The following is a 16,692-nucleotide window of genomic DNA, read 5'->3' on the forward strand; positions in this document are numbered from 1 at the left end:
CGAGGGCGCCGGTTTCACGTGAAACCGGCGCCCTCGGTCCGTCTACGTACGGCTCAGGCCAGGCGCCGTGGCGCGAGGCCCAGGCGGCGGTCCTTGAGGGCGGGGAACTGCTCCCGGGTGGTGGTGGCCTTCGCCGGGTCGAACTCCACGGAGAGCACCTCCTCGGCGGCACCGGCCTCGGCCAGCACCTCGCCCCAGGGGTCGACGACGATGCTGTGGCCCGCCTGCTCGACCCCGGCGTGGGTGCCGGACGAACCGACCGCCAGGACGTACGCCTGGTTCTCGACCGCGCGGGCCTGGGCCAGCAGCGTCCAGTGCGAGCGGCGGCGCTCCGGCCAGCCGGCCGCGACGATCAGGGTCTCGGCGCCCGCGTCGATCAGCCCGCGGAACTGCTCGGGGAAGCGCAGGTCGTAACAGGTGGCGAGGCCGAGCGTGGTCTCCGGCAGGGCGACGGTGACGAGCTCCTCGCCGGCTCCCATCATCACCGCCTCGCCCTTGTCGAAGCCGAAGCGGTGGATCTTGCGGTAGGAGGCGGCCCGCTCGCCCTCGGGCGAGAACACCAGCGAGGTGTTGTAGAGGGTGCCGTCCTCGGCGCGCTCGACGAAGGATCCGGCGTGCAGCCAGACACCGGCCTCGGCGGCCGCCTTCGCCATGATGTCGTGCGTGGGGCCCTGCAGCGGCTCGGCCTCGTCGGCAAAAGCGGTGTAGGCGAAGGCGCCGACCGGCCAGAGCTCGGGGAGGACGACGAGGTCCGCTCCCCGCTGGGCCACGACCAGCGAAGCCGCGCGCTCTCTACGGGAATTGACCGATTCATCCGGGTTTACTGCGATCTGGATGAGGGAGGCGAGCACACTACCACCGTCCTGGCATGGAAGCCGTCAACGCGGGCCTACGATCGTCACACGAAAGCACTGCCGGGGTGCCTGCTCGCAGCGTAACTTAGCGAGCGAACCTCCCACGCAGCCCGCAGACAGCACCGACGGTGCCGGCCCTCCCGCCGGCACTCCCCTGCTCTCCAGCCCATGCACCGCAGAACCGCACGAGGGGTCCCGTGACCGTCCATCCCAGCCTCCAGACCTATGCCGATGCCTGGACCCACTCCATCGAGTCGATAGCCGAGCTGGTCAAGCCACTCGCAGAGGGGGAGTGGAACCGCCGGACACCCTGCCCGGGCTGGTCGGTCCGCGACATCGTCTCGCACGTCATCGGCATGGAGTGCGAGCAGCTCGGCGACCCCCGTCCGATCCACACGCTGCCGCGCGACCTGTACCACGTGCAGAACGACCACCAGCGCTACATGGAGATGCAGGTCGACGTACGGCGCCACCACACCGCGCCGGAGATGACCTCGGAGCTGGAGTACACGCTCATCCGCCGCATGCGTCAGCTGCGCAACGAGTCGCGTGCCCCCGAGACCATGGTGCGGGCGCCCCTCGGCGCCGAGCAGACACTGGAACTGGCGCTGCGCATGCGGGCCTTCGACGTCTGGGTGCACGAGCAGGATCTGCGCACGACGCTGGGACAGCCCGGCAACCTGGACTCCCCCGGGGCCCTGATCGTCCGGGACACACTGCTGGTCGGACTGGCGAAGGTCGTCGCCAAGGACGCGGGCGCACCGCCGAATTCGGCCGTGGTCTTCGATGTGCACGGCCCGCTGGAGTTCCTGCGTACGGTCAGGGTCGACGGCGAGGGCCGCGGTTCGGTCGACGGCGCGCCGTCGCTCGGCCCCGCGGCGACCCTGGCCATGGACTGGGAGACGTACTACCGGCTGGCCTGCGGCCGGGTCCGGGCCCAGGCCGTGGAGGACCGGATCAAGATCGAGGGCGACCAGGAGCTGGCGGCCGAGATCCTGCGCCACTTCGCCGTGACCCCGTAGCACCGAGCCCGGCGGCGCCCGTCCGTGGCGGACCGGGACGGGCGCGCCGCCGGGGCGCTGTCAGGCGGGCACGTGCACCGCTTCGACCCGGCTGACGACGTGGTGGTCGCGTTCCCTGTGGGTGGCACTGGCGTGCAGCCGCAGGATCTGTACGACGCCGAGCGCCTCCAGGACGAAGACCGAGGCGAACGCGATGCGGTAGTTGTCCCCGGTCGCGTCCAGCAGCACACCGACCAGGAACAGGGTCGTCATCGAGGCGACGAAGCCGCCCATGTTGACGATGCCGGAGGCGGTGCCCTGGCGCTCCGACGGATTGGCCGGCCGGCCGAAGTCGAAGCCGATCATCGAGGCCGGGCCGCAGGAGCCGAGCACCACGCACAGGGTGACCAGCAGCCACATCGGCGCGTGGTCGCCGGGGTAGAAGATCGTGCACGCCCAGAGCAGCGCGGTCACCGCGACCGTGCCCAGGGCCAGCGGGGCGCGGGCCGCGTGGTGGCGGGCGATGACCTGCCCGTAGACGAGCCCCACCGCCATGTTGGAGAGCACGACCAGGGTGAGCAGCTCACCGGCGGTGCCCCTGCTCAGCCCCTGTGCCTCGACCAGGAACGGCATGCCCCACAGCAGCAGGAAGACCATGGCGGGGAACTGCGTGGTGAAGTGCACCCACATGCCCAGGCGGGTGCCCGGCTCCCGCCAGGACGCCGCGATCTGCTTCCGTACGTACGCCGCTCCGGCGTGCTCGGCGGGCGGCGGCTCGTGGCCCTCGGGGTGGTCCTTGAGGAAGAGCAGCAGCAGGACCAGCACCAGCACACCCGCGAGCGAGCTGCCGACGAAGGTCGCAGTCCAGCCGAACCCGTGCAGCGCGCGGGCGATCACGAGGGTCGAGACCAGGTTGCCCGCCATCCCGAAGAGCGCGGCCACCTGCCCGATCAGCGGGCCGCGCCGGGCCGGGAACCACCGGGCGCCGAGCCGCAGCACGCTGATGAACGTCATCGCGTCGCCGCAGCCGAGCAGGGCGCGGGAGGCGAGCGCCATGCCGTACGAGGGGGAGAGGGCGAAGCCCAGCTGCCCCAGCGTGAAGAGCACCACCCCGAGGGTGAGGACCTTCTTGGTGCCGAGCCGGTCGACCAGGAGCCCCACGGGTATCTGCATGCCGGCGTAGACGAGCAGCTGAAGGATGGAGAACGTCGACAGGGCCGAGGCGTTGACGTCGAACCGGTCGGCGGCGTCGAGCCCGGCGACGCCCAGGCTCGTACGGAAGATGATGGCGACGAAGTAGACGGCGACGCCGACGCCCCAGATCCAGACGGCACGCCGGCCGCCGGGCGGGTCACCGGGCAGGGAGAGGGTGGGGGCGGCCGAGGTCATCGGTCATCACCCCGGACCAGCACCTTGACCCGGCTGACATGGCGCCGTACGACGCCTGCGGCGCCCTCGGCGTCACCGGACCTGATGGCCTCCAGCAGCTCTCCGTGCTCGGTGATGTTGGCGGCGATCCGGCCGGGATGCGCCTCCATCACGGCGACGCCCATTCTCAACTGCCGGTCACGGAGCTGGTCGTAGAGGCGCGAGAGGATCTCGTTGCCCGCGTTCTTCACGATCTCGGCGTGGAAGCAGCGGTCCTTGACGGAGACCGCGGCCAGATCGCCCGCCTCGGCGAGTTCCCGCTGCTCCTCCAGGAGCTGTTCGAGCCGCGCGATCAGCTGCGCCGGGGCGGGCACCGCCTTGCGTGCGGCGAACTCCTCCACCAGCAGCCGGGTCTCCACCACGTCGGAGATCTCCTGCGCGGAGACCGCCAGCACCAGCGCGCCCTTCTTCGGGTAGAGCTTGATCAGCCCTTCGACCTCCAGGCGGAGCAGCGCTTCGCGCACCGGGGTCCTGGATACGCCGACGGCCTCGGCCAGGTCGCCTTCGGTGAGCAGCGTGCCGCCCTCGTAGCGGCGGTCGAGGACCGCTTCCTTGACGTGGGTGTAGACGCGCTCGGCTGCGGGCGGCGGCTTGGGGACGGCGGGTGCGGCAGGCATGCACACAGCATAGATACAAGATGGGTGCGTCCGCTCCCCCGTCCGCGATCCGGACCCCGCGGCCCTCCAAGGGCGGGCCTCGGCGCCGCGAGGGGCTACCTCCGCAGGGCCGCCCGCAGCACCCCGGCGGAGGCCGCGACGATCCGCGTCGGCTCCTCGTTGCCGCCCGTGGCGACCGGCGCGGCCCGCACGGTCCTGGCCTGTTCCGACGCGACGGTCCAGTAGCCCCCGGCCGCCCGCACCCCGTTGTCCCGAGTCGGGCGTCGGCGTCCTCGGGGAAGGAGTTGGCGGCCTCACCGGCATCGCTGCCGCCCGTGTCCTCGACGGTCACCTCGGTCGCCGTGAGGGTGTTGAAGCGCGAGTCGATCTGGGACGAGGTGGTGCGCACGTCCGGCCGTCACGGCGCCGGGGGACCGCATGTCCGGAGCCCCCGGCGCGACCCCCGGCCGGCCTCGCAGCCATGACGCGGTTCACTCTTACGGGTGTACAGCCATTCGGCACGGTCATGAGTCTCATGACAGGGCGGCACTCCCGTGCGACGGCCCCTTCAGGGACACTTGGAGCATCTACCTTGAAATACGGCATCACGGGCATCCGCCGCGCCTCCGTAGCGGCCACGGTCTCCCTGACGGCAGGGGCCGTCCTCGCGAGCGGGGCGTTCGCCTCGGCGGCCACGGCGGCGGCACCGCCGACACCCACGATCACCGCCAAGGGCGGCTTCGTGATGAACAACGGCACGGCCAGGACGCTCTACGGCAAAGCCGCGGACACCCGCCGCTCCACCGGTTCCACGACGAAGATCATGACCGCCAAGGTGGTGCTGGCGCAGAAGAACCTGAACCTCGACGCCAAGGTCACCGTCCAGAAGGCGTACAGCGACTACATCGTCTCGAAGAACGCCTCGTCCGCCCGGCTGATCGTCGGCGACAAGGTCACGGTCCGTCAGCTCCTGTACGGGCTCATGCTGCCGTCGGGCTGCGACGCCGCGTACGCCCTCGCCGACAAGTTCGGCTCCGGCTCCACGCGCGCGGCCCGGGTGAAGTCCTTCATCGGCAAGATGAACTCCTCCGCGAAGAGCCTCGGTCTGAAGAACACCCACTTCGACTCGTTCGACGGCATCGGCGGCGGCTCGAACTACTCCACGCCGCGTGACCTGACGAAGATCGCCAGCAGCGCGATGAAGAACTCGACGTTCCGCGCGATCGTGAAGACCAGGTCGACGAAGCAGAAGGTCACCACCAAGTCCGGTGGCTACCGCTACATGTCGTGGGCCAACACCAACGCCATGCTGGGCAGTTACACCGGGATGATCGGTGTGAAGACCGGCTCGGGCCCCACGGCCAAGTACTGCCTGGTCTTCGCCGCGACCCGTAACGGCAAGACCGTCATCGGGACCGTCCTGACGTCGACCTCCGCCACCACGCGGACGGCCGACGCGAAGAAGCTCCTGGACTACGGCTTCAAGAAGTAGCCCCCGCGCTCCAGGAAGTGGCCCGAGGCTTCGGGGAGCCTCCCGGAACCGTACGTACCGAAGGGGCCCGTCGCATCGCGCGACGGGCCCCTTCCGTGCGGTTCGTCAGCCCCAGGTGATCAGACGCTTGGGCTGTTCCAGGATCGCCGCGACATCCGCGAGGACCTTGGAGCCGAGCTCGCCGTCGACCAGCCGGTGATCGAAGGAGAGCGCCAGCGTGGTCACCTGGCGGGGCTTCACCTTGCCCTTGTGGACCCACGGCTGGAGCTTGATCGCCCCGACCGCGAGGATCGCGGACTCGCCCGGGTTGAGGATCGGCGTACCGGTGTCGACGCCGAAGACGCCCACGTTGGTGATGGTCACCGTGCCGCCGGCCATGGCCACGGGGGACGTCTTGCCCTCGCGTGCCGTGGACACCAGATCGGCCAGCGCCTCGCCCAGCTCGGGCAGGGTCTTGTCGTGCGCGTCCTTGATGTTCGGCACGATCAGACCGCGCGGGGTGGCGGCGGCGATGCCCAGGTTGACGTAGTGCTTCTGCACGATCTCCTGGTTCGCCTCGTCCCAGGCGGCGTTGACCGCCGGGTTCCGCTTGATCGCGACCAGGAGGGCCTTGGCGATGACGAGGAGCGGGTTGACCCGGACCCCCGCCATGTCCTTGTCCTCCTTGAGCTCCGCCACGAGCTTCATCGTGCGCGTCACGTCGACGGTCACGAACTCGGTGACGTGGGGAGCGGTGAAGGCGCTGCCGACCATGGCCTGCGCGATGGCCTTCCGCACGCCCTTGACCGGGATGCGGGTCTCCCGGCCCACCGGTGCCACCGCCTCCACGGGTGCGGGGGCCGCGACGGCCTCCTCGGCCCGTACGGGCGCCTCGGCCGGAGCCGGAGCGGCAGCCGCGTGGACGTCCTCGCGGGTGATGACGCCGCCCTCGCCGGTCGGGGTGACCGTGGCAAGGTCGATCCCCAGGTCCTTGGCCAGCTTGCGCACCGGCGGCTTGGCCAGCGGACGGCTCTCCGCCACCTTCGCGCGGTGGCCGTTGATCTCGGCCTGGGCCGCGGCCGCGGCCGGACCCGGGATCTCGGCACCCTTGCGGGCCCGGCGCTTGGTGGAGCTCTCGGCCACGCCGTAGCCGACGAGCACCGGCTGACGGCCCTTGGGCGCCTCCTCGGCCGCGGGTTCCGCCACGGCCTCCTGCACGGGCTCCGGCTCGGCCGGGGCGTCACCGCTGCCGGGCGCCACGTCCACCGCGATGATCACCTCGCCGACGTCGACGGTGGTGCCCTCCGGGAAGCGCAGCTCGTGCACCACCCCGTCGAACGGGATCGGCAGCTCCACCGCGGCCTTCGCCGTCTCGACCTCACAGACGACCTGGCCGTCGGTGACGGTGTCGCCGGGCTGGACGAACCACTTGAGGATCTCCGCCTCGGTCAGTCCCTCGCCCACGTCGGGCATCTTGAACTCACGGAAACGCGCGGACGTTTCGGTCATCGTCGTCACGACCCTCTCCTCAGTACGCCAGCGAGCGGTCGACGGCATCGAGCACCCGGTCGAGACCCGGCAGGTACTCGTCCTCCAGCCGGGCCGGCGGGTAGGGGGCGTGGTAGCCGCCGACCCGCAGCACGGGCGCTTCGAGGTGGTAGAAGCAGCGCTCGGTGATCCGGGCCGCGATCTCGGCCCCGGACCCGTAGAACACCGGTGCCTCGTGGACCACCACCAGCCGGCCGGTCTTCTCGACCGAGGCCTGCACGGCGTCGAAGTCGATCGGGGACATCGACCGCAGGTCCAGGACCTCGACCGACTTGCCCTCCTCCTGCGCGGCGGCGGCCGCCTCCAGGCAGACCTTCACCATCGGGCCGTACGCGACGAGCGTGAGGTCGGAGCCCTCACGGGCCACGGCGGCCTTGTGGAGCGGGCCGGGGATGGACTCGGTGTCGAGCTCCCCCTTGTCCCAGTAGCGCCGCTTGGGCTCGAAGAAGATGATCGGATCATCGCTCTGGACGGCCTGCTGCATCATCCAGTACGCGTCGCTCGCGTTGGACGGCGAGACGACCTTCAGGCCCGCCACATGCGCGAACAGTGCCTCGGGCGACTCGCTGTGGTGCTCGACGGCACCGATGCCGCCGCCGTACGGGATGCGGATGACGACCGGCATCTTGACCTTGCCGAGTGCACGCGCGTGCATCTTGGCGAGCTGCGTGACGATCTGGTCGTACGCGGGGAAGACGAAGCCGTCGAACTGGATCTCGACGATCGGGCGGTAGCCGCGCAGGGCGAGGCCGATCGCCGTACCGACGATGCCGGACTCCGCGAGCGGGGTGTCGATCACCCGGCCCTCGCCGAAGTCCTTCTGGAGCCCGTCGGTGATCCGGAAGACCCCGCCGAGCTTGCCTACGTCCTCACCCATGATGAGGACCTTGGGGTCGGTGTCCAGCGCCTTGCGCAGCGACTCGTTGAGCGCCTTCGCGAGGGACATCTTCTCAACGGCCATGGCTAGTTGCCCTCCTCGGCGAACGATGCCTGGTAGGCGGCGAACTGGGCGCGCTCCTCGTCGACGAGGGGGTTGCCGTCGGCGTAGGCGTGGTCGAAGATCGCCAGCCGGTCCGGGTCGGGCATGGCCCGCACCGCTTCACGCACCCGCTTGCCGAGGGTCTCGCTCTCCTCCTCCAGCGCGGTGAAGTACGCCGCGTCGGCGAGTTCCTGCTTCTCCAGGTATGTACGCAGCCGGAGGATCGGGTCCTTGGCCTCCCAGGCCGCCCGCTCCTCGTCCGCCCGGTACTTCGTCGGGTCGTCGGAGGTGGTGTGGGCACCCATCCGGTACGTGAACGCCTCGACGAGGGTCGGCCCCTCGCCCCGCCGGGCCCGCTCCAGCGCCGAGCGGGTGACGGCCAGGCACGCGAGGACGTCGTTGCCGTCGACCCGTACGCCCGGGAAGCCGAAGCCCTGCGCGCGCTGGTAGAGCGGCACGCGGGTCTGCTTCTCGGTGGGCTCGGAGATCGCCCACTGGTTGTTCTGGCAGAAGAACACGACGGGGGCGTTGTAGACGGCGGAGAAGGTGAACGCCTCCGCGACGTCGCCCTGGCTGGAGGCGCCGTCCCCGAAGTACGCGATCACGGCCGAGTCCGCGCCGTCCTTGGCGACGCCCATGGCGTAGCCGGTGGCGTGCAGGGTCTGCGAGCCGATGACGATCGTGTACAGGTGGAAGTTGTTGGTGTTCGGGTCCCAGCCGCCGTGGTTCACGCCGCGGAACATCCCGAGCAGATTGGTCGGGTCCACGCCCCGGCACCAGGCGACACCGTGCTCCCGGTAGGTCGGGAAGACGTAGTCGTCGTCGCGCAGCGCCCGGCCGGAGCCGATCTGCGCGGCCTCCTGGCCCAGCAGCGAGGCCCACAGGCCCAGCTCGCCCTGGCGCTGGAGCGCGGTGGCCTCGGCGTCGAAGCGGCGGGTCAGGACCATGTCCCGGTAGAGACCGCGGAGCTCGTCCGCGCTCAGGTCGATCTCGAAGTCCGGGTGCTCGACGCGCTCGCCCTCGGGCGTCAGCAGCTGTACGAGCTGGGGGCCCTCCGGTGCCTTCGCGGGCGTCTTCGCGGCGCTGGTCCGCTTACTGCTGCGTCGCGGTTTGCTCGCGGCAGTGCTCTCCACGGTCACGTGCGTGCTCCTCCGTCGGTCCGGCCCCCGGGATGGCCGGGAACCAGTGCGGCTCGCCTGTGTCCGGACCCGTGCACGGGGTGGGTGCCACTCGGCCGGGAACAGGCGTGACAGGTGCCCCGGCGAGCGTCCTGTCATACGCACGTTACCCAGTGCACCGCATAACTGCGAAACACCTTGTGACCTGCGATTTTGCTTGGATTTCCAAGTAAATCCAGAAAAGCGCGAACTCCCGCTGGTCACAGCACTGGTAACAGCCTGGCAGGCGGCCGGAACAACGGCACGTTATCCCGGCCCGGAGTCGCAGGGAAGGGCGGACGACAAAGGAGTGTGTGAGACTTCGAATGTGCGCGAAGAAGGAAAAATCACGGTATTCCTGCTCGATGATCACGAAGTCGTCCGGCGCGGGGTTCACGAGCTGCTCTCAGCCGAGGAGGGCATCGAGGTCGTGGGCGAGGCGGGGACGGCCGCGGACGCGCTCGCACGCATCCCGGCGACCCGGCCCGACGTCGCCGTCCTGGACGTGCGGCTGCCGGACGGCAGCGGGGTGGAGGTCTGCCGCGAGGTCCGCTCGAAGGACGAGAACATCAAATGCCTGATGCTCACGTCGTACGCCGATGACGAGGCCCTTTTCGACGCGATCATGGCCGGCGCCTCGGGGTACGTCCTGAAGGCCATCCGCGGCAACGAGCTGATCGGCGCCGTACGCGACGTGGCGGCCGGCAAATCCCTGCTGGACCCCGCGGCCACCGCCCGTGTGCTGGAAAGGCTGCGCGAGGGCAAGGACAGCAAGGGCGACGACCGTCTCGCCGGGCTGACCGAGCAGGAGCGCAAGATCCTCGACCTGATCGGCGAGGGGCTGACGAACCGGGTGATCGGCGAGCGGCTGCACCTCGCCGAGAAGACCATCAAGAACTACGTCTCCAGCCTGCTCTCGAAGCTGGGCATGGAGCGGCGTTCGCAGGCGGCGGCGTACGTGGCGAGGCTGCAGGCCGAGAAGCGCTGAGGTCGGGAAGCGCCGAGGACCGGGATCGCCGGCCGCCGGTCGCTGGTCACCGGTAGCCGGCCGTCGGTTGCTCGTCGCCGGTAGCCGGCCGTCGGTTGCTCGTCGCCGGGTGAGCGGGGGCAGGGACTTTGGTCCCCGGCCGGTCGGGGCGGCGGACCCTTACACGGCTCCTACCTCTGCCGGAGAGTGGAGGGCATGCTTTCTCCCCGCCCCTCCGGCCGCCTGTCCGGGACCGAAGCCGCGCCAGGTTCCGGAATCTTCGGCTCCGTCGGCTCCTCCGTCACGGACAAGCTCCGGGCCATCGAGCTGCTCGCCAGCGTCCGCTACGGCCGGCTGGCCATGAGCATGCGGGCCCTGCCCTTCCTGGCGGTGGCCCGGCACCTGGTGGTCGAGGGCCGGGTCGTCCTGCGGATGCACCGGGGGCTCGGCTTCCACGAGTCCTGCGACGGAAGCGTCGTCGCGTACGGGGCGGACAACTTCAACTCCCCCGCCCCCGACGGCGCGGAGGACCTCTGGTCGGTGCAGTTCACCGGCCCCGCCGAGATCGTGCACCCGGCCTCCGACCAGCGAGAACGCTTCGGAACCGGCCCGGCCGAGGTGAACGGCGAGCACTTCGATCCGGTGTATCTGCGGCTCGATCCCCACCTCGCCCACATGCACACTCTGGCCTTCGACGCAAGTCCGTAAAACCAGCCACTCAGCGTCACCTAACATGTGTCGCGTGCTGCGCTCATCTGTGACCCTTCCGCCAGTCCCACCGGTCGGCGAGGTCCTGCGCCGCTACCCGGACGCCGGTGAACCCCTCGCGTGCGAACCCATCGGCAAGGGCCTGCTCAACCACGGTTACCGCGTGTCCACCACCCGCGGTGCGTACTTCCTCAAGCACCATCTCGACAAGCACCACCTCGACGACGCCAGTGGCGATCACGCCACGATCGTCCGGCAGCACCGGGCGACCCAGCAGCTGCACTCCCTCGGTGTGCCGGTGGCCCCGCCGCTCTCGGACACAGAGGGTGACACGGTCACCGTGATCAACGGGCAGCGGTACGCCCTGCACCGCTGGGTGGACGGTCTCCACCGGGACGGCACCCAGCTGACCACCTCCCAGTCGCGCCGGCTCGGGGCGCTCCTCGGAGCCGTACACATGGGCCTGGAGCAGGTCATGGAGGCGGACCCGCCGCCTCCGGTACGGGGGCAGAGCCCCGATCCCGCCGATACGTTCACGCTGATCGACGAGCTGCTGACGGCCGCGCGGCGCATGGGCCCCCGGGACGCGTTCGACGAGCTCGCCGTGCACCGTCTCGTCGAACGCCGCGCCCTGCTGGAACAGCACGCGCACCGCCGCCCGCCCACGCCCGGGGGCTCGGCCCGGGGCTGGGTCCACGGCGACTTCCACCCGCTGAATCTGCTCTACCGGGGCGCCGACCCCGTCGCCATCGTCGACTGGGACCGGCTCGGCGTGCAGCCGCGCGCGGAGGAGGCCGTCCGTGCGGCGGCGATCTTCTTCGTCCGGCCGGACGGCAAGCTGGCGCTGGAGAAGGTGCGGGCGTACGCCCGCGCCTACCGGCGCTCTGCGGGCGCCGGGGCGGCCGAGCTGGCGGCTGCGGTCCACCGGGTGTGGTGGGAGCGCCTCAACGACTTCTGGATACTGCGCTGGCGCTACCGCCTGCACGACCGCAGGGCCGACCCGCAGTTCCCTGCGGTGTCGGCCCTGGCGGTGTGGTGGACGCGCGAGTACGAGGCGGTGGGCGAGGCCTTCACGGGGTGAGGGCCGGGGCGCTACTAGCCGGTGGTACCGGTCGGCCCTGCGGCGGTGCCGGCCGCGGCGCCGGCTGCGGCTCCCTCGCTGCCCCCGTTGTTCGCCCCCGGGTCCGTGGGCTCACCGGTCGGTTCGCCGGTGTCACCCCCGTCGTCGCCCTCGGTCGTGCCGCCGTCGGACGTTCCGCCCGTATCCGGGTCGGAGGACGTCGGCGTGTCCGTCGGCTCCCGGGTCGGCTCGGTCGGCTCGTTCGTCTGGCTCCACGTGGGTTCGCTGGTGGGCCACGTCTGGCCGCCCGAGGAGTTGTTCGGCTCCTCGGTCTCCTCGGTCTCCTCGTCCGTCGGCTCCGGTGAGGACGGGGTCGGCGAGGGGGTCACGGAGGTGGAGGGCGATGCCGGTGACTTCTTCTTGCCGCCGTCGTCGTTCGCCGCCTGGAGGGCGAACGCGACGCCCGCGCCGATGGCGATCAGCGCGAGCAGGACGAACAGCCACATCTTCCCGCGGCCGCCGCCGTTGTGCTGACCGCCCGCGTACGCCCCGTCGTCGGGGTTCATGGGCGGCAGGATCGGGCCCTGCGAGGTGTCCCCGTGCATGGGGTGACCCATGGCCGCCGTGCTGCCGCCGATGTTCATCGCGGCCGTGTGGCCGCCGTCGTGCACGTTGACCGGGCCGGTGTTCCACGTGCCGGTGTGCCCGCCCTGGACCTGCAGCATCTGCAGGCTGTACTGGACGAGGCCGCGCATTTCCTCGGCGCTCTGGAACCGGTCGTCCGGGTCCTTCGCGAGGGAGCGCATGACGAGCCCGTCCAGCTCCGGCGGGACTGCCGCGGCGGCCTGGGAGGGCGGCACCGGGATGTCCTGGACGTGCTGGTAGACGACGGAGAGGGGGGTCTCGCCGGTGAACGGGGGCCGCAGGGCGAGCAGTTCGTAGAGCAGGCAGCCCGTGGCGTACAGGTCGGAACGGTGGTCGACCGCCTTGCCGAGGGCCTGCTCGGGGGAGAGGTACTGGGGTGTGCCCATGACCATGCCGGTCTGGGTCATCGTCGACTGGGCGCCGTGCAGCGCGCGGGCGATGCCGAAGTCCATCACCTTGACCGCGCCGGAGTGCGTGATGATCACGTTCGCCGGCTTGATGTCCCGGTGCACGATGCCGTGCTGGTGGGAGTAGGCCAGGGCTTCGAGGACGCCGGCGACGATGATCAGCGCCTGCTCGGGCGGCGGGGCCTCGGCCTCGAGCAGCAGATCGCGGATGGTGTTGCCCTCGACGAGCTCCATCACGATGTACGGCACGGTCGAGCCGCCCACGACGTCCTCGCCGGAGTCGTACACGGCGACGATCGCGTGGTGGTTGAGGCCCGCGACCGACTGTGCCTCACGCGTGAAGCGGGCCTTGGAGACCGGGTCCTCGGCGAGGTCGGAACGGAGCAGCTTCACCGCCACCGTGCGCCCCAGACGGACGTCCTCCGCGGCGTAGACCTCGGCCATGCCGCCGCGGCCGAGCCGGTGGGTCATGCGGTAACGGCCGTCCCCGACCACACCGCCGACACCCCAGGAGTCGGTGCCATCCGAAACTCCGCCGCCGTTTGCTTCGGATTCGGGTGCCATCAGTCCTCGCCGTCGTATCTGTCCGCGCGTCCGCGGGTTCTCACGGTGCCTTGCTGCATTGCCACGTCACGCTACAGCCTCTGTGCGACACACCGGTTCCCAGAGTGACGGGCCATCCAATCGGCTCGCGCGCCGTCCACGCAAATTCCATGCGCTTCCTGTAACGCTTCCGAGACGCTTCTTGTGCGTAGGGTCACGGAACGGGCACCCGGCTTGACGTGTCGTACCCCTCGGGCAGACTTGGGCCGTAATAGGGATGATCGCGTCCGTCGGGCGCCTAGGGGGATGCAAGTCATGAGCCACGACGGGGCACACGGCGCACAGGGGCGTTACGCGGGCGGTTCCGTGGCCGGCGGCCGCTACCAGCTGCGCGACCTGCTCGGTGAGGGCGGCATGGCGTCCGTCTACCTCGCGTACGACTCCGCCCTGGACCGCCAGGTGGCCATCAAGACGCTGCACACGGAGCTGGGGCGCGAGCAGTCCTTCCGCGAGCGGTTCCGGCGTGAGGCACAGGCCGTCGCCAAGCTCCAGCACACCAACATCGTCTCGGTGTTCGACACGGGCGAGGACGAGCTCGGCGGCGCGCTGATGCCGTACATCGTCATGGAGTACGTCGAGGGGCAGCCGCTCGGCTCCGTGCTCCAGTCGGACATCCAGCAGTACGGCGCGATGCCGGCCGAGAAGGCGCTCAAGGTGACGGCCGATGTGCTCGCCGCCCTGGAGACCAGCCACGAGATGGGCCTGGTCCACCGCGACATCAAGCCCGGCAACGTGATGATGACCAAGCGCGGCGTCGTCAAGGTCATGGACTTCGGCATCGCCCGTGCCATGCAGTCGGGCGTCACCTCGATGACCCAGACCGGCATGGTCGTCGGCACCCCGCAGTACCTCTCCCCCGAGCAGGCCCTCGGCCGTGGCGTCGACGCGCGCTCCGACCTGTATTCGGTCGGCATCATGCTCTTCCAGCTGCTCACGGGCCGTATCCCGTTCGACGCGGACTCCCCGCTCGCCATCGCGTACGCGCATGTGCAGGAGGAGCCGGCCGCCCCGTCCAGCATCAACCGGTCGATCACGCCCGCGATGGACGCCCTCGTCGCCCGCGCGCTGAAAAAGAACCCGAACGAGCGCTTCCCGAGCGCCGCGGCGATGCAGGACGAGATCGCACGCGTGCTGAACGCGAGCGGTCCCGCGGGAGCCCCGGTGATCATCGGCGGCGGCGCCCCGGCGAACAGCGGCTCGGGAGTGGGCTCGGCGGTCTTCCCGCCCGTCGACCAGGCCACCCCGGCCCCGCACAGCGTGCAGACGCCGTACCAGCCGCACCCGCACCAGCCCGGCCCGTACGGCGCACCGACCCCCGCCCCCACGCCGGGCTACGGCTACCCGCAGGCGCCCCAGCCGTACGGGACCCCGGCACACCTGGCGCACCAGACCCCGCCGCCGTACACGATGTCCCCGCAGACGGCGACGGGCACCGCGGGTGGCGGCTCCAAGCGCAACATGCCGGTCATCGTGGGGTCGATCGTGGTCGCCCTGGTCGCGATCGGCGGTCTCGTCGCCTTCCTGAACATGGACGACGACCCGGGGAACGGCAAGGGCGGCGACCCGGGCTCCAGCGAGTCCTCCGTCGCCGGCGAGCACAAGCCGCCGGAGCGGAACCGCACGATGGAGACCACGCAGTGCACGGACGCCCGGGAGGACACGGACGACCCGGCCAAGGTCCAGGCCCCGAACTTCGTCTACAAGGACATCCTCTCCGCGAAGGCGTGCGCCCTGGCCGCAGGCTGGACCGTCAAGGTCATCGAGGTGGAGGGCAACACCTACGCCGAGGACCAGGTCATCGACCAGTTCCCGACCTCGGGCACGGCCGTGGCGGAAGAGGGCGCGCACTTCGAGCTGCGCATCGCCACGGGCGACCCGGCCTGACCGGTGGCCTCCGGGACTGATCCCGCGAGCGGCTGAAGTCCGGCCTACGGCCGCACTCGGAATGCCGGACATATCGGGCCGTGTGACTCTGGTCTCATGCCTCCAGGACTCCCGGCTTCACGGCCGTCACGGTGTGTCGCCTGTCTGGTGATGGCGGTCGGAGTGGCACTCGGACCCCCCGCCTGGGCATCCGGCGACAGCAGTCCCACCGTGTCCGTACGCGCGGGACATGCGGCGACCGTACGTGCGGGGAATGCGGCGACCGTACGTGCGGGAGATCCGGTGTCCGTACATGCGGGGAATGCGGTCCCGGCGAAGGCCTCGGGCCCCGCTTCTCCCGCCCCTTCCGCCTCCGCGAGCTCGACCGCCGCCGAGTCTCCCCTCGCAGGGCGGCAGGCCGCTGAGGGGCGGGCGCGGCCGGGGCGGTCGCTGTCGCCCATGGAGGTCGCGGACTCGGAGGCCGCGGCGGACGAGATGCCGCCGGAGCCGGACCCCGCGAAGGTCCCGGCGTTCACACCGCCGCCCGAGGCGTTCCCGGAGCCCGGGGAGACGGCCCGGCAGCGAAAGGCGCTGGACGAGCCCGCCCTGAATCAGGTGCGCGACGTGTCGCTGGGCAGCGGCATCGCCCTGGTGGGGCTGGGCCTGGGGTTCCTGGGGATCCGCATGCGCCGCACGAACTGACCGGCTGCCCGGGCGGTACCCGATGCCGCGCGGGGTGAGGGCCAGCCGCTGACAGGCGATTCCGGTGCCCCCGGGGAAGGTGGATCATGCTTTTCCGGGGGCACCACCGTGATGTGCAGCAGGTGTGCGAGACAATGGCGGCATGGAGATGCCGAGGAATGACCGGTCGCAGGAGCACCCACAAGTCCTCGTGGTGGGGCAGGACGGAATGGCTATCGGCGGTGGCGGTGACGACGAGTCGCGCGAGGTCCCGGTGACGGAGATGGTCGAGCAGCCCGCGAAGGTCATGCGCATCGGCAGCATGATCAAGCAGCTTCTGGAGGAGGTCAGGGCGGCTCCTCTCGACGAGGCGAGCCGTGTCCGGCTGAAGGAGATCCACGCGAGCTCGGTGAAGGAGCTCGAGGACGGTCTGGCGCCGGAGCTCGTGGAGGAGCTGGAGCGGCTCTCGCTGCCGTTCACCGAGGAGTCCGTCCCGTCGGAGGCCGAGCTGCGGATCGCGCAGGCCCAGCTGGTCGGCTGGCTGGAGGGCCTCTTCCACGGCATCCAGACGGCGCTGTTCGCCCAGCAGATGGCGGCCCGTGCCCAGCTGGAGCAGATGCGCCGCGCCCTCCCTCCGGGCGTGGGCCACGAGGACGAGGAAGGCGGGGTCGACCCGCACGGACCGGCGCGCTCCGGCCCGTACCTCTGATGATCTGAGTCCACA

General features: G+C 70.7%; 16 protein-coding genes. 8 read left to right on the forward strand and 8 right to left on the reverse strand.

The features are described from left to right. Positions 1-53: 53 nt before the first annotated feature. Positions 54-851, reverse strand: coding sequence for a carbon-nitrogen family hydrolase (locus tag JKV81_RS24065; RefSeq protein ID WP_129264549.1), 798 nt, complete (start codon positions 849-851; stop codon positions 54-56). A gap of 200 nt (positions 852-1,051) precedes the next feature. Between JKV81_RS24065 and JKV81_RS24070 the strand changes: the two genes are divergently transcribed. Continuing rightward, positions 1,052-1,876, forward strand: coding sequence for a maleylpyruvate isomerase family mycothiol-dependent enzyme (locus JKV81_RS24070; RefSeq protein WP_147982233.1), 825 nt, complete (start codon positions 1,052-1,054; stop codon positions 1,874-1,876). Between the two features lie 60 nt (positions 1,877-1,936). Here JKV81_RS24070 and JKV81_RS24075 read toward each other — a convergent pair whose 3' ends face one another. The 3 genes from JKV81_RS24075 to JKV81_RS24085 form a co-directional block, all read right to left on the reverse strand. Next, on the reverse strand, positions 1,937-3,244 hold the full coding sequence (locus JKV81_RS24075) for an MFS transporter (RefSeq protein WP_202077742.1): 1,308 nt from the start codon (positions 3,242-3,244) through the stop codon (positions 1,937-1,939). Further along, the gene (locus JKV81_RS24080) at positions 3,241-3,900 is read right to left on the reverse strand and encodes a GntR family transcriptional regulator (protein ID WP_129264551.1); all 660 of its coding nucleotides are present in this window, start codon (positions 3,898-3,900) and stop codon (positions 3,241-3,243) included. The genes JKV81_RS24075 and JKV81_RS24080 overlap by 4 nt, the downstream gene beginning before the upstream one ends. Before the next feature lie 95 nt (positions 3,901-3,995). Continuing rightward, on the reverse strand, positions 3,996-4,142 hold the full coding sequence (locus JKV81_RS24085) for a hypothetical protein (protein WP_202077744.1): 147 nt from the start codon (positions 4,140-4,142) through the stop codon (positions 3,996-3,998). Between the two features lie 329 nt (positions 4,143-4,471). Between JKV81_RS24085 and JKV81_RS24090 the strand changes: the two genes are divergently transcribed. After that, positions 4,472-5,371 (forward strand): D-alanyl-D-alanine carboxypeptidase family protein, encoded by a 900-nt coding sequence (locus tag JKV81_RS24090; RefSeq protein ID WP_129264552.1) that lies wholly within the window; start codon positions 4,472-4,474, stop codon positions 5,369-5,371. A 105-nt stretch (positions 5,372-5,476) separates the two neighbouring features. Here the strand turns inward: JKV81_RS24090 and JKV81_RS24095 are convergent, their stop codons facing one another. The 3 genes from JKV81_RS24095 to pdhA are packed head-to-tail and all read right to left on the reverse strand — an operon-like array spanning position 5,477 to position 9,016. Continuing rightward, on the reverse strand, positions 5,477-6,868 hold the full coding sequence (locus JKV81_RS24095) for a dihydrolipoamide acetyltransferase family protein (RefSeq protein WP_129264553.1): 1,392 nt from the start codon (positions 6,866-6,868) through the stop codon (positions 5,477-5,479). Positions 6,869-6,878: 10 nt separating this feature from the next. Then, entirely contained in the window at positions 6,879-7,859 is a 981-nt protein-coding gene (locus tag JKV81_RS24100; RefSeq protein WP_099173332.1) for an alpha-ketoacid dehydrogenase subunit beta, read from the reverse strand. Between the two features lie 2 nt (positions 7,860-7,861). Next, positions 7,862-9,016: a pyruvate dehydrogenase (acetyl-transferring) E1 component subunit alpha gene (gene pdhA, locus JKV81_RS24105; RefSeq protein WP_124277840.1), complete on the reverse strand. Its 1,155-nt coding sequence runs from the start codon at positions 9,014-9,016 to the stop codon at positions 7,862-7,864. Between the two features lie 346 nt (positions 9,017-9,362). On the opposite strand from pdhA, the gene JKV81_RS24110 reads away from it, so the two are divergent. The 3 genes from JKV81_RS24110 to JKV81_RS24120 all read left to right on the forward strand — a co-directional run bounded on the left by JKV81_RS24110 (position 9,363) and on the right by JKV81_RS24120 (position 11,790). Continuing rightward, positions 9,363-10,022 (forward strand): response regulator, encoded by a 660-nt coding sequence (locus tag JKV81_RS24110; protein ID WP_124277841.1) that lies wholly within the window; start codon positions 9,363-9,365, stop codon positions 10,020-10,022. Between the two features lie 195 nt (positions 10,023-10,217). Then, positions 10,218-10,709 carry a pyridoxamine 5'-phosphate oxidase family protein gene (locus tag JKV81_RS24115; protein ID WP_129264554.1) on the forward strand — a complete coding sequence of 164 codons (492 nt, stop codon included), beginning with the start codon at positions 10,218-10,220 and terminating at the stop codon, positions 10,707-10,709. 25 nt (positions 10,710-10,734) lie between these two features. Next, on the forward strand, positions 10,735-11,790 hold the full coding sequence (locus tag JKV81_RS24120; RefSeq protein WP_129264555.1) for a phosphotransferase: 1,056 nt from the start codon (positions 10,735-10,737) through the stop codon (positions 11,788-11,790). Positions 11,791-11,804: 14 nt separating this feature from the next. On the opposite strand, the gene JKV81_RS24125 is transcribed toward JKV81_RS24120, so the two are convergent. Beyond that, positions 11,805-13,385, reverse strand: a complete 1,581-nt coding sequence (locus JKV81_RS24125; RefSeq protein WP_129264556.1) for a protein kinase domain-containing protein — start codon at positions 13,383-13,385, stop codon at positions 11,805-11,807. A gap of 294 nt (positions 13,386-13,679) precedes the next feature. Between JKV81_RS24125 and JKV81_RS24130 the strand changes: the two genes are divergently transcribed. From JKV81_RS24130 to JKV81_RS24140, 3 genes are all read left to right on the forward strand, one after another. Beyond that, on the forward strand, positions 13,680-15,308 hold the full coding sequence (locus JKV81_RS24130) for a protein kinase domain-containing protein (protein ID WP_202077745.1): 1,629 nt from the start codon (positions 13,680-13,682) through the stop codon (positions 15,306-15,308). A 438-nt stretch (positions 15,309-15,746) separates the two neighbouring features. Further along, the gene (locus tag JKV81_RS24135; RefSeq protein ID WP_129264558.1) at positions 15,747-15,989 is read left to right on the forward strand and encodes a hypothetical protein; all 243 of its coding nucleotides are present in this window, start codon (positions 15,747-15,749) and stop codon (positions 15,987-15,989) included. Positions 15,990-16,131: 142 nt separating this feature from the next. Further along, entirely contained in the window at positions 16,132-16,677 is a 546-nt protein-coding gene (locus JKV81_RS24140; RefSeq protein WP_124277847.1) for a bacterial proteasome activator family protein, read from the forward strand. The last annotated feature ends 15 nt before the right edge of the window (positions 16,678-16,692 follow it).

The organism is Streptomyces silvae, from assembly GCF_016745505.1.
Classification (GTDB): domain Bacteria; phylum Actinomycetota; class Actinomycetes; order Streptomycetales; family Streptomycetaceae; genus Streptomyces; species Streptomyces silvae.